This window comes from Stenotrophomonas sp. (genome assembly GCF_032056425.1).
In the GTDB taxonomy this organism is placed as follows: domain Bacteria; phylum Pseudomonadota; class Gammaproteobacteria; order Xanthomonadales; family Xanthomonadaceae; genus Stenotrophomonas.
Window position 1 is genome coordinate 21,559 of record NZ_DAMBCN010000020.1, and the last position, 15,922, is coordinate 37,480.

Sequence of the window (15,922 nt, forward strand, 5' to 3'; positions counted from 1 at the left end):
CTACAGATCTCCGTACAGCGACTCACGCAGCTGCTGGCGGAAGGGCTCCAGCTTGTGCGAGTGCGGGTGGAAGCCCAGCCCGATCCAGCGGTCGATTTCGTGGCCGTTGCCGTCGATCTGCACCTCATGCCGGAACATTTCCTGGGTGGTGATCAGGTTGTCGCTCACGCCGGTGATTTCGGTGATCGAGACCAGTACGCGGCGGCCGCTGCCCAGCCGCGAGATCTGCACGATGAAGTCGATGGCGCTGGCGATCTGCCGGCGCAGACTGTCCTCGCTGCCCTGGAAGCCAGCAAAACCGGCCAGCATCTCGATGCGGTAGAGGCAGTCGCGCGGCGTGTTGGCGTGAATGGTGGCCATCGAACCGTCGTGGCCGGTGTTCATTGCCTGCAGCATCTCCAGCACTTCTGCGCCGCGCACTTCGCCCACCACGATGCGGTCCGGGCGCATGCGCAGGCTGTTGCGTACCAGGTCGCGGATGCTGATCGCACCGTTGCCGTCGGCGCCGCCGATGCGGCTTTCCAGTCGCACCACGTGCGGGTGGTTCAACGACAGTTCGGCGGTGTCTTCCACGGTGATCACCCGCTCGTTGGCCGGGATGTAGCTGGCCAGCGCGTTCAGCAGCGAGGTCTTGCCCGAACTGGTGCCGCCGGACACCAGGATGTTGCAGCGCCCCAGCACCATGGCCTTCAGCAGGGCCTGCATCGGTGCATCGAAGGTGCCCTTGGCCAGCAGCTCGTCCGGGGTGAACGGGTCCTTGCGGAACTTGCGGATGGAGACCATCGGGCCGTCCACCGCCAGCGGCGCGATGATGGCGTTCAGGCGGCCGCCGTTGGGCAGGCGCGCATCCACCATCGGGTTGGAATCGTCCAGGCGGCGGCCCAGCGGGGCCAGGATGCGGCGCAGGATGCGCAGCAGGTGGGTATCGTCGGTGAAGCGCTGGGTGGCACGCTTGAGCTGCCCGCCCTGCGAGACATGCACATCCTTGAAGCCGTTGATCAGGATGTCTTCGATGGTCGGGTCATGCAGCAGGTCGTCCAGCGGCCCGAACCCGGTCAGTTCCTTCACCAGACCGTCGGCCACTACCTGCATCTCTTCTTCGTTGATGGGAATGCGCCATTCCTGGATGAAGCTGACCGTCTGCACCTGCACCCAGCGCGCAATGGTGTCCGGTGCCCACGAATCAATGTCGATGCGCTCGTCTTCAATGCTGTTGAGCAGGTGTTCGTGCGCGGCCGACAGCACCTTCTGGTACTGCTCGGTCTGCGCGAACGGCAGCACGCCCGGGGCCGCGTCGGGGGCGCTGGCACGGGCGAGGGCGTTCGGGAACAGGGTTACTTTGTCTTCCATTGCGATCCACCCAGGGCAAGGGCAAGTCTTTCCCGCAGGCCGTGCGGCTGCACCGGGCAGGCAGCAGGGTCCAGGCGCTGGACCAGCGGGGCGAGGGCGCGCAGGTACGGGTCGCGCGGGGCGTCCTGCAGCAGCAGATGGCCATGGCTGGCGGCGGTGCGCACGCGCGAGCGTTCCGGCAGCGTGGCCAGCAGGGGCAGTTCGAAGCGTCGTGCAATCTGTTCCGGGCTCATGCCGGCGCTGTCGTCATGGCGGTTGATGACCAGCTGCAGGCGCTTTTCGCGGTCACGCTGGCCAGCAAGGTGCTTCAGCGCGTGGTCCAGCGACACCAGGGTGGCGATGGACGCATCGGCGATCAGCCAGATTTCGTCGGCCTGCTCCAGCAGCAGCGGCGGCAACTGCCGCAGCGGGCAGCCGCCGGCATCGCACAGCACGCTGGCAAACACGCCGCGCAGGCGCTGCAGCAGGGCGCCGGGATCGGAGGGCGGCACCGCGTCGCTGCCGCTGGCGCGGTCAAGCAGCACCAGCCCACTGTTGTGGCGGGCCATGGCGGTGCGCGCCAGCGTGGCGTCGATGCGGCTGGCGTTGCGCAGGGCATCTTCGTAGTGGAAGCGGCTGTCCAGGTTCAGGTACAGCGCCAGGTCACCGGCGGGCTGCGCCAGTTCCAGCAGCAGGCCGTCCTGCGGGTTGCCCTCGCCCTGTGCCAGCAGATGAGTCTGCTGTGCCAGTACCGAAAGATGTGCGGCCAGCGTGCTGGTCCCCACGCCGGCGCGCACGCCCAGCAGCACGATCAGGCGGGCTTTGTGCGCCAGCTGTGCCACCACGGCGGTGCGCGGCGACAGGGCGCGGCGCAGAGCGGCCTCGATGCCACTGTTGTCGCTGTCCAGATCCAGTACATCGCGCAGGCCGGCGCGCAGGGCCAGCACCACGCCTTCCACCTGTCCCGAGCTGGTGGCGCCCACCGCAACCAGCACCAGGTCAGGCAGGGTCTGCTGCAGCTGCTGCGCCAGCACCGTGGATGCCGAGGCATGCTCGGGCCTGAAGTCCAGCAGCACCAGGGTATGTGGCCCGCGCTGCAGGTCCTGCGCCGAGGTCGGCTGGGTGCTGTCCTGCCAGTGCAGTGCGGCGCCGGGCGGCAGCTTGGCTGCCAGGCGTGGCAGCAGCTCGCGGTCCATGCCGTACAGGACCAGATGCATCGGTGGTCCGGCGGGATGCAGGGGCTGTGCGGTGGCATAGGGCATGGGGGTGTCCTTGCAGTCGCCAGTCAGCGTGAGAAGCCCGGTACCGGGTCGCGACTGATCGGGCCCAGCAGCCAGGCCCCCCATTCGGGCAGGTTCGGGCGTGCTTCCTGCTCGCCGGGCAGCGGCAATTCGGTGTTGCGCGCCAGCGGCTGCACCAGTCGTGGGGTGACGATGATCACCAGCTCCTTGTCCTGGCGCTTGTAGTCGAAGTTGCGGAAGAACGAGCCGATGATCGGCAGATCCCCCAGCAGCGGAATCTTGTTCACCGTCGAGGCTACGCTGGAACTGACCAGCCCACCGATCACGAAGCTCTCGCCATCGCCCAGTTCCACCGTGGTATCGGCGCGGCGGGTGGTGATGGAGGGAATCTGCACGCCATCGAGCGCGATCGCATTGCTGTAGTCCAGGTCGCTGGCTTCGGGCGCGACCTTCAGTGCAATGCGGTTGGGTGCCAGCACCGTGGGGGTGACGGTCAAGCCGATGCCAAAGGGCTTGTAAGTGATGGTGGTGGTGCCCAGGCCCTGCGGTTCCAGGATCGGCAGTTCGCCGCCGGCCAGGAAGCTGGCGCTCTGTCCGGAAAGCGCCACCAGGGTGGGTTCGGCCAGCACGCGGGCCATGCCATTGGCCTGCAGCAGGTCCACGTCGGCATTCCAGCGGTGCTTGGTGGAACCGAACACCAGGCGGAACGCGGAGGACAGCGGCGAATCATCCTCATTGGCGCTGCCGCCTTCTTCCATGCCCGGCAGCAAGCCGGTGTCGCCAGCCAGACGTCCGCCGGGGCGGGCGATGCCATAGGCGAACGAACCATTCTTGTTCTGGAAGTTGATGCCGATCTGCTTCAGCGCGGTCTTGTTGAACTCGACCACCTTCACTTCCACCTGCACCACGCCACCACTGGCGATGGTGGAGGCATCGGCCAGCAGACCGTCCTTGCCCAACGCCATGGCGGCGGTTTTCTGCGCCTGCATGTGCGACAGCACGCTGTCGGTGCTTCCCTGCAGCAGGCCCTGCTGGTCCTGCTGGGTAAACGAAAGTCCGTTGTCGGCGCTGTCCGCAGCGCCCTGCACCGCGCTCTGCACGCGCACCTGCACGCGCTGCGGTTCGGCGCGGGCGCGGTGCCACAGCAGCAGCGTGGTGCTGCCCGGTGCCTTGCCGACCAGCAGGGCCTGGCGCTGCCCACGCAGCATCACGATGTCGGCCACGCCGGGATCGGCGATGGCCACCCGTTCCAGATCGGCGGGCAGGGTCCACGGGCGCTGCTCACGTGCCTGCAGCACCAGATCGTCGGCGGCCAGGCTGGTGGCAGGCGCCAGCACCACCAGCAGCAGGGCCAGCCAGCGCTGGTGCAGTGATCGGGCAGGGCGGTGGCGGCGTTGGGTCATGGAGGCTCCGGAATCCAGTCAAAGGGAACCGCGGGGCGCAGCGCTGTCGCCGCGGATGATCTCGATGCCGACCGGGCGCGGCGCACTGCGACGCGGTGCGGGGGGGCGGGCGGCCGGTGCGGCGGGCGTGCGCTGGGCCACGCCCTTGCCCGCTAGGGCTTCGCCGTCCAGCCCTGCAAACGCGTTGTTCTCGGGGCGCTGCAGCGCAGCCTGCTGTTCGGCATCCAGCCCGCGGACGGGGTCGAGCACACCCGGTGCGGGTGCAAACAGGGCGACGTCCGGCAGGCCGGTGTCGGCCGGATTGCGCAGGGCCAGGAACAGTTTGCCCTGCTGCGCGCCCAGCAGCAGCCGGTTCGCTTCGGCGACCGGCACGGCCAGCACCGCGCTGCGCGCCGATTGGGTGGCCTCGGCGCTGCCCTTGCTGGCGCTGCTGGAACTGCCGGCGCCGGTGATGTCGGCCGCGCGCGGGTCGTTGTCGGCGGACGTGGCCGCGGCCAGTTCCGCCGCAACGGGAACGATGTCCTGCTGGCCGTAGCTCAGCACCCGCAGCCGTGACAGCAGCAGGCGGGTCTGCGCCACCTCCTGCGTGCCGTTGATCGCATTGTTGTTGCTGCGCAGGTTCATGAAGACATCGACGAAATCGCCGGGAAGAATGCGGTTGCCGGCGCCGACCAGCTCGTCCACCGGCACCGCCAGCGCGCGTTCGCCAGGCCGCAGCTGCAGCGAGAAGCCTTGCGCCAGCAGCCCCTGGCTGATCGCGCTGCCTTCGGCGATGTCCTGCACCGGCACCTTGCCGACTACGGCCGCCAGTTCCGTGGGGGCGCCGGGTACCGGCTGGGTGCGCTGGGCCAGGCGTACGCCGGCCGCTGTGATCGGCTCACCGGCGGGCAGCCGGGCAATGGCTTCCACCACGGTGATGGTGGCGGCGCCGGGCTGGCTGGCGATCGGTGTGGTGGCAGGCGCGGCCGCAGGTGTGCGGCCGACAACGAAGGCGACCAGGGCCAGCAGCACGGCCAATGCGATCAGCGCGATGGCGGCGATGCGGGTCAGCTTCAACATGATTCGCCTCTCCTGGTACGTGGGTCAGTTGCTGCCCAGATCGAGCTGGGCCACGGCACTGCTGCGGATCGGATCGCCCATCACCCAGCCGTACAGCGTGCCGGTGCCGGGCAGGAAGGGGTGGGCGGCATAGTCATAGCTGACCGTGACCGTCACGCATTGCGCGCTGGCCAGGCCGTTGCATGCGGCCAGGGGGGAGACGACGATGGCGCCACTGCCGCCAGCGCTGCAATCCGGTTCCTGGCTGGAAAACTGCAGCAGCCACTGCATCGAGCGGCGTGCCGCAGTACAGGCGGCGACCCGGCGCTCGTTGGCGCTGGCATAGCGCAGCGACGCGCGTGCGCCTTCGGCCGAAGCCGTTGCCAGCGTCTGCTGCGCGGCCATGATCATCACCCCGGAAAAGGTGAACATCAGCAGCGGAATCAGCCCGAGCATCAGCATCAGCGCGAATTCAATCGTGGCAGCGCCGTGTTGGCGGCGTGGCGCGCAGCGCTTCATGCGGCGCCTCCATAGGTGGTGACCAGCAGCCAGCCGATGGCCGCCAGGGCCAGATAGCTCGCGTAGGGCGCGCCCGTACGGCCCTGTCGCGCCTGCTGCATGTCGCGCAGGGCAGGGTGGGCCTGCCAGTGCTGCGCCTGCAGCGTTGCCGGCAGGCGCGGTGCCAGCAGCCGCGAGGCCACGACGATGCCAGCGTGCAGTCCTGCCGCCAGGCTGGCCACGATCCAGACCGGCAACAGCGCCTGCCAGCCCAGCAGCAAACCCAGCACCGCGAAGAACTTCACATCGCCGGCGCCCATCATGCGCAGCAGATGGAACGGCAGCAGCGCCAGCAAGCCCAGTACCGCGCCCAGCAGGTGCGCCGCCAGCGGTTGCGGCGTGGCGGTCAGCTGGCTGACCAGCAACCACGGCAGCGCCAGCACGCACGCGGCCAGCAGCCAGGCGTTGGGCACCCGACGGGCGTACAGGTCGCTGATCGCAACCCGCAGGCACAGTCCAATGGCCAGCAGTCCCAGCAGTGTCATCACGCACCCTCGTCGTCCATTACCCGCTTGTTCCGTCTGCCCCGGGCGCGGCATCGCGGTGCGATACCGGCACCGGGCCGGCGGCAGTTGCGCGATCGGTCAGCTGCCGGTGCCGCCGCTGGCTGAGCCGGCTGCGTTGGTCACCACGTTCTTGAGTGTGGTGAACAGCGTTTCGAAGAAATCGCGGATCTGGTCATTGCCGACCGCCACCAGGATCCCGGCGATCACGGCGGCCAGAAGGCCGTACTCCAGCGCGGTAACGCCGTCTTCTTCTTTCAGGAACTTCTTGATGGAAGCGTTCATGACGGTGATCTCCCTCTACCTGTCAGATGGTGTTGCAGGGCACTGCATGGGTGGTGGCCCGGCTCCGCCGGGATCACTCCTGGGCCTTCGCCTTCCTGGCGGAGGAGGCCGGGCGGTTGGTTCCGCCTGGCGCGTCTGCGAAGATCCGGCTCCCGGGGGAGGGCATCGGCGCATACGCGCACGCAGCCGACCGGTCATGGCCGTCGTGCGTGCCTGTCGTGCTGCTGCGCATGTGCATCGTGTTCCCCCTGGGTGCGGCCGCTGCTTCAACGCCGGATCACCGTGCTATCGACTTTGCCTGAACGAGGGTGGGCTGCAACCGGAACCTATATGCAAATTCGGCAGATCCGGAAAAATCGTGAAGATTTCAGGCCGCTTTTGTGATCGATATCCGTTGGCTGCCACAACGATTCACGAAAGTGCAGGTTTCGTGATTATGTGATGGCTGCATGCGAAAACTGTGCCGTTTCCCTGTTTATATTCAGGAATGAACACGTTGGCCGCAACGAAAGTGTGATCTGTTTACGGACACCGATTATCGGGCATACTCCCATTCAAAGTTATGCGGTTTCCGATGGGCGGTATCTGTGACGGCCGCCGTCGGCATGCACCAGGAGGTTCGTGGAAGCAGTAAGCGCCCTGTAAGGCAGTGGGGGCGGTGCTGCGCGGCAAACCAACAGGGGAAAACACTGTCATGGTCGATGGTGGGGTGGCGGACAGCGCCGACAGCGGGCTCAGGTCGATCGACCTGGCCACACTCAGCGGTGTGCTGCGGGTGTGCGATGTGGAACTGCTGCTGCTGGATGGCAACGGCCCGCGCGCGGCATTCGCTTCGCGGGTGCACGAAGAAGCCTTGTTCTGCAGTCTGCACTGCGGGTTCCATTGCCGTGGCCGGTTCATGCTGCCGCCGGACTGGGCCATGCTGGGGTATCTGCATACCACCGATGACACGCTCAGCTGGTGCCACGGCGTGCCGCTGGCGCCGGGCATGGCATTGACCATTCTTCCCGAAGGCATCAGCGAATTCACCCTGAGCCCCGGCACCCAGATGACCCTGATGCTGGTGCCGGTGGAGCGCGTGCAGCGCAAGCTGGCCGAGCTGAGCCTGCGCAGCACGCCGCCGGCGGGGCAGGCCCTCTCATTGTTTACCCTGGGCGCCGATGAGCTGCCGCTGGCCCGGCATTATCACCAGCTGCACCAGCAGCTGGGCCAGGGCGGGGTGCTGCAGTCCGAAGAAACCGAGCGCCTGCTGCATGAGCACGTGCAGGCGCTGCTGGCCACCGGCCCCGGTGATCGCCCCGGGTGCAGCCGTGCGCGCCGTACCCATTACCTGATCGCGCAGCGCGCCGAGAACTTTATGCGGCTCAACCTGCGTCGCAATATATATATGAATGAAATCTGCGACGCCGCCGGGGTCAGCGAGCGTGGCCTGCGTTACGCGTTCGAGGATCTGTTTGGCACCTCGCCCAACCGATACCTGTCGATGCTGCGGCTGTGCGCGGCCTGCCGCAGCCTGTCCATGGCCGATTCCAGCCGGCGTTCGGTGAAGGCCATCGCCCTGAGCTGCGGGCTGTGGGATCTTTCGCGCTTTGCAGACAATTACCGCAAGGTATTTGGCGAACTGCCGCGCGACACGCTGATGCGCGCACCGGCACAGATCGGCCAGCCGGCCTGAGTTACTCCCTGCGTTGCTGAATACCCGGTTCTGCCGGTTTTGCATATCCGGCTGCCGAATCTGGCCGTCGTTTTGCCGGAATGCGCGATTGCCGTGCCGGAATGAAGTGCCCCGTGCGCGCGGAAAGGCGCGAAATATCAGTCACCTGCCTTGCGGCACTCCACTGACTTTCAAGCTGTACGCCTACGGGGGAATTGCTCATGAACCGCATCTACCGACGCGTCTGGAACCGCCAGCTCAATGCCATGGTGGTCGCTTCGGAACTGGCCACCGGTGATAACGCCGGCGCCACCCTGCACGACGCGCGCAGCGCGATGCCGGCGCCGAGCCTGCTGGCCCTGGCGCTGCTGTGCGTATTGGCCAGCGGCACAGCGCACGCGACCGAAAGCAACCAGTCGCTGCGTGACCTGCAGGCGCTGGCAGCCAAGTACACGCAGACGATGCCGGTGAAGGTCGATGCCGAAGTGGCGTTGGCGGCACGGGCGGCGCAGGCCAACGCCGCAACCAATGCCGATGCGCGCGTTGCGCTGCAATTGAACACCGGCGCGCTGCCGATCGTGCGCCCTGTGCTGCCGGCCAAGGTAAACGTGACGCTGGCTGCGCCGGCGCAGTCGGCACCGGCGCTGGGCGCGCAACTCAAGGCATCGGTCGCACTGGGCGGCAGCGAAGCGGTCGCGCTGGATACGGGGGTGACCGCAGCACTGCAGCCTTCGGCGCAGTCGCCGCTGGCGGCAACGGTGCAGGCCAACGCGAAGGCGAACGTCGGCGTGGGCGGTCACACGGTGGCCGCGATCGACGCCACGCCGCGCTTCACTGTGGGTGGCAGCGTTGACCCGGCCGGGCTGAAGGCGGCGGTGGAAGGCAATGTGGGTGCCAAGCTGGCGGTGATCGGGCAGCGCATCGAAGGCGATGCCGATGTGGCCGCAACCGCTGCGGTCACCTTGCCGGCCAAGGAAGAAACCCCGGGGGACACCGACGATCGTGCGATCACCGCCGCCTTCGATACCAGCGTGGCAGGCAACGTGCGCGTGCAGGGCCTGGATGGCCAGCCGGTGGTGGCCGACCGCAACCTCAAGCTGGCCGCCAACGCGACCGCCACCGCACAGACCTCCGCGCTCGGCCTGGGCGGCCTGTTGAACGGCGTCGGTTCGGCGCTGGGCGGGGTGGGCGACGCGGTGGGCAGCCTGCTCAATGGCGATCTGAATGGAACGGTCGGCAACCTGACCGGCGCCGTGGGTGGTCTGGTCGGTGGGGCGGTCGGCGGCCTGGGCCTGTCCTCGCCGTCGCCCATTGCCGCAAACACTGGCAAGGCGCCGGTCGCCGGCGATCCGAACGCCGGCCTGATCATCGGCAACGGCGGCGTGGTCGGCGGCCTGAGCGCGCTGATCGGCCCGACCACCAACGGCCTGTTCGGTGGCGATGGCTACCTGAGCAACGGCAACCTGCGGGTCAGCACCGCCAACGTCATGCAGACCTATTCGGCGGTCAATGCACTGGGCATTCCCGTGGTCAACGCTTCGCCGGTGGGCAGCACGCTGAACGGCCTGGGCGGCGCGGTCACCGGCGGCAATTCGCATCTGACGCTGATCGGTGGGGTGACCTCCGACAGCTACATCTACAACATCAACAACGGCAATCCCGGCGGCCTGCTGGGCCTGCTGCTGCCCTCCGATTCGCCCGAATGGGCCGGCAAGTGCCTGGACATCGGCCTGGCCGACATCTCCTGCTGGGCGGTCAATGCCGCGCAGGACTACCAGGTGCTGATGGGTGACGGCGCCTACGCCAACGGCTCGCGCGAAGTGGTGATCGGCGCCAACGCCCGCCACGAACTGCCGCAGGTCGATGCCAACGTCGCCTTCCCCGGCAACGGCACCAATGACCCGACCAACCCCACCGGCGTGCCCACCGCCGACTACGCCGCGCGCATGGGCCATTCGGTCATCGTCGGCGACAGCGCGGTCGGCACCGCCAACGGACAGACCCTGTTGGGTGCCGAAGCGACCTCCAACCAGGCCAATTCGGTGGCACTGGGCTTCCGCTCGGCCGCGGTGCGCGGTGCCCAGGCCAGCTACAGCGCCTACGGCCTGACCACCGCGCAGGTGTCGGCCGGTGAAGTGTCGGTGGGCAGTGCCAACGGCGGCGAACGCCAGATCACCAACGTGGCCGCCGGTAGTGCCACCACCGATGCGGTGAACGTGGCCCAGCTGCAGGGCGCCATCTCGCAGATCCAGGCGGTGGGCGATGCGGCGGTCACCTACGATCTGGACGGTGCGGGCGATCCGATCTACACCCGCGTCACCCTGGGCAATGGCACCGGCGCCACCACGGTGGCCAACCTGGCCGCCGGTGCGATCAATGCCGGCAGCACCGAAGCGGTGAATGGCGCGCAGCTCTACGCCAGCAACGATGCCATCGCACGCTTCTTCGGCGGCCAGGCCGCGTTTGATCCGGCCACCAGTGCCTTCACTGCGCCGCTGTTCCAGATCAGCACGATCGGCAGTGACGGCGCGATCGCGCAGGGCCTGTATGACAACGCCACCGACGCTTTCGATGCCGTGGATGGCTCGCTGGTCAATCTCAACACGCAGATCACCGATATCCGCAACGGCGGCACCAAGTACCTGCGGGTGAACTCCACCGGCGTGGAAGCGCTGGCCGCGGGCGCCGATTCGATTGCGGTCGGCAGCAATGCGCAGGCGGCCGCAGCCAACAGCATCGCCGTCGGTGCCGGCAGCCTGGCCGACCGTGACAACACGGTGTCGGTGGGCGCAGCCGGTGCGGAGCGGCAGATCACCAATGTTGCCGCGGCCACTTCGGCCACCGATGCGGTGAATCTGTCGCAGCTGCAGGCGTCGGAAGAGGGCGCACTGCGCTATGACCTCAATGGCGATGGTAGCGTGAACTATGCCAGCGCCACCCTGGGCCAGGTCGGCACGACCACCACGCTGCGCAACCTGGGCCCGGGCCAGGTGAGTGCGGCCAGCACCGAAGCGATCAATGGCGCGCAACTGTTCGCGGCCAACCAGACCCTGGCCACCCATCTGGGCGGGGGCGCCACCGTCGATGCCAGCGGTGTGGTGCTGGCGCCTACTTACACCTTGAACAATGTGGCCGCCGACGGCTCGCTCAGCCAGGGCAGTTACAACGACGTCGGCACCGCGTTCGATGCGGTGAGCGTGTCGCTGGCCAACGTGGCCGAGCAGAGCGACGAGCTGGATGCGCGCGCGGTGAAGTACGACGTGGACGGCAGCGGCAACGTGGTCGATTCGATCACCCTGAGCGGTACCGGCGGCGCACCGGTGAAAGTGACCAACGTCGCCGCGGGCAGCATCCTGACCGGCAGCAGCGATGCCATCACCGGCGACCAGCTGTTCGCCACCCACACCACGGTGGCCAACTACTTTGGCGGCAGCACCACCTACGACGGCAGCACCGGCCTGTGGGTGGCGCCCAGCTTCCGCATCTCCTCCATCGCCACCGATGGCACGCTCATCCAGAACGACTACAGCAACGTCACCGCCGCCTTCTCGGCCGTGGACGGGTCGCTGCAGGTGCTCAACCAGCGCGTCAGCAGCGGCGGCAGCAGCCCGTACCTGGCGGTCAATTCCACCGCCGCCGCCGCGACCGCCGCTGGCGCCGAAGCGTTGGCGCTGGGGCCGCAGGCCAGCGCTGCGGGCGCGGGCAGCGTGGCCGTGGGCAACGGTGCCAGTGCCAGCGCCGACAACAGCGTGGCACTGGGCAGTGGCGCGGTCGCCAGCGTCGGCGCGCAGAGCGGCTACACCGGTGCCTACGGCCAGGCCGGTGCCAGCAACTCGGCCGGCGAAGTGTCGGTGGGCAGCACCGGCAGCGAGCGCAAGGTCACCCACGTGGCCGATGGTTCGGATACCTACGATGCGGTGAACGTGGGCCAGTTGAACAACGGCGTGAACTACGCCATTGACCAGTCCAAGGCCTACACCGACCAGAAGATCCAGAACATCACCAACGTGGCGGGCAGCTTCCGCGCCAACAACAGCAACAACCTGGCGGACCCGGCTGCAACCGGCGCCAACTCCGCGGCCGGCGGTGCCGGTTCGCTGGCGGCCGGTGCCAACTCCACCGCACTGGGCAACGGTGCCCAGGCGCAGGCCGACAATGCGGTGGCGCTGGGCGCCGGCTCGGTGGCCGACCGTGCCAACACGGTGTCGGTGGGCGCGGCCGGGGCAGAGCGGCAGGTGGTGAACGTGGCCGACGGCAGCGCCGCCACCGATGCGGTGAACGTGCGCCAGTTGCAGGCCTCGCAGCAGGGCAACATCCGCTACGACACTACCACCAACGGTGCCACCAACTACAACAGCGTCACGCTGGGCAGCACCAGCAGCGGCCCGACCACGGTGCGCAACGTGGCCGCCGGCACGGCCGGGACCGATGCGGTGAACGTGGACCAGCTGAAGTCGGGCATGGCACAGACCCTGGACTGGTCCAAGGCCTATACCGATGAGCGCATGGGCGGCTTCGAGCGCAACCTGCGCAAGACCGACAGCCGTGCTTCGGCAGGCGTGGCCTCGGCCATGGCCACCGCTTCGCTGCCGCAGCCCAGCGAAGCCGGCCGCAACATGGCCTCGTTCGCCGCAGGCAGCTACAACGGCGAATCCGGCGTGGCCGTGGGTATCTCCGGTGTCTCCGAGGGCGGGCGCTGGATTTACAAGTTCAGCGGTTCCACCAACAGCCGCGGCGAAGCCGGCGTGGCCGTCGGTGCCGGCATCCAGTGGTAACGCGCGCAGCCCGGGTGCAGCCGTGCCCGGGCCGCGTTTCCAGCACAACAGGGGGAAGTCCATGAAACCGCATCGCATCCTGCGTTCCCGCCGCATCGTCGCCTGGCTGGTGCTGCTGCTCGCGCTTGGTCTGCTGGCTGCCTGCCGCAGCCACGCACCGGCAGGGGAGAGTCCCGGCGCCAGCACCGTGGTCTTCCCGGACGCCGGCAAGGCCTCGCTGAAGGAAGGCATCTACCCGGACATCGCCGATCTGCGCCGGTTCGCGCCGGGCATGAGCAAGCGCCAGCTTTACACCCTGCTGGGCACGCCGCACTTCAACGAAGGCATGTGGGGCGTGCGCCAGTGGAACTACCTGTTCAACTTCCGCACCGCGCAGGGCGCCGAGTACTTCACCTGCCAGTTCCAGGTGCGTTTCGATGACAAGGGCATTGCCCAGGGCGGCTACTGGAAGCCCGGATCCTGCGCGGCCGTGCTCGACCCGCCCCGTCCGCCGCCGCCGCCGCAGGCCGCTGCGCTGCCGGAACAACCGCTGCAGCTGTCCGCCGATGCACTGTTTGCCTTCGACAGCGCAGCGTTGAGCTTCAACGGGCAGCAGGTGGTGCAGGGCGTGCTGGGGCAGGTGCGGGAAGCCAGCCAGGTGCAGTCCATCCAAGTGGTGGGCTACACCGACCGAATCGGCAGCGCCGCGTACAACCAGCACCTGTCCCAACGGCGCGCCGAGGCCGTGCGCAGTGCGCTGGTGCACGGAGGGGTCCCTGGCACCAGCATCCGTGCGGAAGGACGCGGCGCTGCCGACCCGCTGGTGCAGTGCGCACAGCGTGATCGCCAGCAGCTGATCGAATGTCTGGCGCCGAACCGGCGCGTGCAGATCGTCGGCGTGGCCCGGCCGCATTGACCGCCCCACTGCCAGCCGTCTGCTGGCACCCCGCGTTTCCCCCCTGGTCTGCCGGCGGGCAGGGTACGTCTCCCCCGTCACCCTGCCTGCCGGTGGCCAAGGATTCATCCGGTGCCCTCGATGAACGCCCAATTCCTGCCGCTGCGCATGAAGACAGATGAGACGCTGACCGTGTATGGACCGCTGGGCAACCATGCGGTGGTGCGCATCCCCGGCCGACGGCTTCCCGGGTTGATCGTGCAGGCCGATACCGTGCAGGGCTTCCTGGCGCAGCTGCAGGAAGCGCAGGCCAGCCTGCGCAGCGGCCGGGCGCAGCGCGCCGACGCCGAGCTGGACATGCTGGTGGACCTGCTGCAGCAGTGGCACGCGCTGATCGAGTCGCGCCTGGCCGACGCCGGCGAGGCGTTGTAGCCCTGCACCCGCGCCGGGGTTACTCGCCGTCGTCCACGCGTTCGCCCATCAGCTCGCGCTGGCGCTTGTCCAGCTCTTCGGCGTAGCGCTTGCGCACGAATGCTTCGGAGACGACGCCCAGCACCTGGCCATCATTGGCGACCACCGCCAGTTCATCGGCCTGGGTCTGGTCGAAGCGCTGCATCACGCTCACCACGTCGGCGCTAGCTGACAGGGCCACGTCCCGGTTTTCGGCAAAGTCAGCCACCCGGGCATCGGCCTTCACCCCGTCGCCGAACAGGCGGGCGATCTGCACGATGCCGGCGTAGTGGCCTTCGCCGTCGATCAGGATCACCCGTGTGCCCGAGCCCAGCGGGAAGCGCTGGCGGAAGTCCGCCGCGTCCAGGCTGTCGGCGGCCGTGGCCACGCCCTTGCGCATCATCCGCCCGGCGCTGAGGTTGTGTACCCAGCCCACGTCACGCGCGCTGCGGATGTTTTCGCCGCGCAGGTGCATGCGCCAGGTGGAGAACGAGTAGCCGAACCACTGCCGCACCAGCGTGCTCGATACCAGCACCGCGCTCATCACCACACTGGTCAGCAGGAAGTCGTGGGTGCCTTCCAGCACCAGCATGGCCATGGTCATCGGCGCGCCCACCACCGCCGCGGCCAGCGCAGCCATGCCGGCCAGGGCGGCCGAGGTGGCGTCGATCACCGGCACGCCGGTGGCCAGCGCCAGCAGGCCGGCGAACAGCGCGCCCACCAGCGTGCCCATGAACAGCGAGGCGAAGAACAATCCGCCGCGGAAGCCGAAGCCGAGCGAGATGCCCGAGGCCAGGCATTTGAGCGTCAGCAGGCCGCCGATCCAGATCAGCGGCAGGTGGGTGGTCAGGTCCAGGTGCAGCGCGCCGTGCCCGGACGAAAGCACCTGCGGGCTGGCCAGCGCCAGCGGAATCAGCAGCAGACCACCCACCACCGGGCGGCCCCAGGCGGGCAGGGGGCTGCGCTTCACTCCGCCTTCGATCGAGGCGATCAGGCGCATGATGACGATGCCCACCATCGCGCAGCAGCAGCCCAGCAGGCCGTAGATCGCGTAGTCGGCGGCGCGCACGTCGATGGTCGCTGCGGCTGGCAGCAGGTAGGCATCCATGCCGGCCTGGTCGGCCACGAAGGCACCGGCCAGCGCGGCCACCGCCACCGGCGCCAGCGCCGAGGGCGTGTAAGCGCCGATCACGATCTCGAACGCGTAGAACGCGCCGGCCAGCGGTGCGCCGAAGGCGGCGGCGATCGCCCCGGCCGCACCGGCGCCCACCAGGGTGCGCACGTCGTTGCGGCGCAGGCGCATCACCCGGCCCAGCTGCGAACCGCTGCCTGCGCCCATCTGTGTGTACGAAGCTTCCAGCCCCACCGAGGCGCCGCTGCCATTGGACAGCAGGGTCTGCACCAGCACGATCAGGTTGTCCCGCATCGACATGCGACCGCCGTGCAGGGCATTGGCTTCTACAGCGTCCAGCAGGGGGCGCTTCAGGCGGCTGGCGGCCAGGCTGACCAGGCCTACCAGCAGACCGCCCAGCGGCAGCACCAGCAGCGCGGTCCACGGCAGAGAAGGCAGCGAACTCAGCCGGATGCCGTCGTCCAGGCCATACAGGCTGGCCTGCAGGCTGCGCGCCAGCCCGGCCTGCAGCAGGGTCAGGCCGCCGGCGATCAGGCCCACCACCAGGGCCAGCGCAATGAACCACAGGTCGCTGCCACGCAGGCGCAGGCGCAGGCCTTGGAAGGCCAGATGCAGGCGCGATGGCGAAGCGGTGGGCGACATGGTGGCGGCATGATACGCCGCCACCGTGATCGCCACCG

The 15,922-nt window shown here is 68.3% G+C and carries 12 protein-coding genes; 4 read left to right on the forward strand and 8 right to left on the reverse strand.

The window, feature by feature from the left end; translation table 11 throughout:
- The 7 genes from RTY46_RS13680 to RTY46_RS13710 all read right to left on the reverse strand — a co-directional run bounded on the left by RTY46_RS13680 (position 1) and on the right by RTY46_RS13710 (position 6,357).
- On the reverse strand, positions 1 to 1,350 hold the full coding sequence (locus RTY46_RS13680; RefSeq protein ID WP_312709000.1) for a CpaF family protein: 1,350 nt from the start codon (positions 1,348 to 1,350) through the stop codon (positions 1 to 3).
- Complete coding sequence (locus RTY46_RS13685; RefSeq protein ID WP_312709001.1) at positions 1,335 to 2,591, reverse strand: fimbrial protein; 1,257 nt, start codon at positions 2,589 to 2,591, stop codon at positions 1,335 to 1,337. Before RTY46_RS13685 ends, RTY46_RS13680 begins: the two co-directional genes overlap by 16 nt.
- A gap of 23 nt (positions 2,592 to 2,614) precedes the next feature.
- On the reverse strand, positions 2,615 to 3,973 hold the full coding sequence (locus RTY46_RS13690; protein WP_312709002.1) for a type II and III secretion system protein family protein: 1,359 nt from the start codon (positions 3,971 to 3,973) through the stop codon (positions 2,615 to 2,617).
- Between the two features lie 18 nt (positions 3,974 to 3,991).
- Complete coding sequence (cpaB, locus tag RTY46_RS13695) at positions 3,992 to 5,032, reverse strand: Flp pilus assembly protein CpaB (protein WP_312709004.1); 1,041 nt, start codon at positions 5,030 to 5,032, stop codon at positions 3,992 to 3,994.
- A 24-nt stretch (positions 5,033 to 5,056) separates the two neighbouring features.
- Positions 5,057 to 5,530 (reverse strand): TadE/TadG family type IV pilus assembly protein, encoded by a 474-nt coding sequence (locus RTY46_RS13700; protein WP_108753307.1) that lies wholly within the window; start codon positions 5,528 to 5,530, stop codon positions 5,057 to 5,059.
- The gene (locus RTY46_RS13705; RefSeq protein ID WP_312709005.1) at positions 5,527 to 6,054 is read right to left on the reverse strand and encodes an A24 family peptidase; all 528 of its coding nucleotides are present in this window, start codon (positions 6,052 to 6,054) and stop codon (positions 5,527 to 5,529) included. Before RTY46_RS13705 ends, RTY46_RS13700 begins: the two co-directional genes overlap by 4 nt.
- Positions 6,055 to 6,153: 99 nt before the next feature.
- Entirely contained in the window at positions 6,154 to 6,357 is a 204-nt protein-coding gene (locus RTY46_RS13710; protein WP_108749830.1) for a Flp family type IVb pilin, read from the reverse strand.
- 694 nt (positions 6,358 to 7,051) lie between these two features.
- Between RTY46_RS13710 and RTY46_RS13715 the strand changes: the two genes are divergently transcribed.
- The 4 genes from RTY46_RS13715 to RTY46_RS13730 all read left to right on the forward strand — a co-directional run bounded on the left by RTY46_RS13715 (position 7,052) and on the right by RTY46_RS13730 (position 14,092).
- Positions 7,052 to 8,032: a helix-turn-helix domain-containing protein gene (locus tag RTY46_RS13715; protein WP_312709006.1), complete on the forward strand. Its 981-nt coding sequence runs from the start codon at positions 7,052 to 7,054 to the stop codon at positions 8,030 to 8,032.
- A 200-nt stretch (positions 8,033 to 8,232) separates the two neighbouring features.
- The gene (locus tag RTY46_RS13720; protein ID WP_312709007.1) at positions 8,233 to 12,786 is read left to right on the forward strand and encodes a YadA-like family protein; all 4,554 of its coding nucleotides are present in this window, start codon (positions 8,233 to 8,235) and stop codon (positions 12,784 to 12,786) included.
- Positions 12,787 to 12,847: 61 nt separating this feature from the next.
- Positions 12,848 to 13,681: an OmpA family protein gene (locus tag RTY46_RS13725; protein WP_312709008.1), complete on the forward strand. Its 834-nt coding sequence runs from the start codon at positions 12,848 to 12,850 to the stop codon at positions 13,679 to 13,681.
- 120 nt (positions 13,682 to 13,801) lie between these two features.
- Positions 13,802 to 14,092 carry a hypothetical protein gene (locus RTY46_RS13730; RefSeq protein ID WP_312709009.1) on the forward strand — a complete coding sequence of 97 codons (291 nt, stop codon included), beginning with the start codon at positions 13,802 to 13,804 and terminating at the stop codon, positions 14,090 to 14,092.
- Positions 14,093 to 14,111: 19 nt separating this feature from the next.
- On the opposite strand, the gene RTY46_RS13735 is transcribed toward RTY46_RS13730, so the two are convergent.
- Complete coding sequence (locus RTY46_RS13735; protein WP_312709010.1) at positions 14,112 to 15,884, reverse strand: chloride channel protein; 1,773 nt, start codon at positions 15,882 to 15,884, stop codon at positions 14,112 to 14,114.
- Positions 15,885 to 15,922 lie beyond the last annotated feature (38 nt).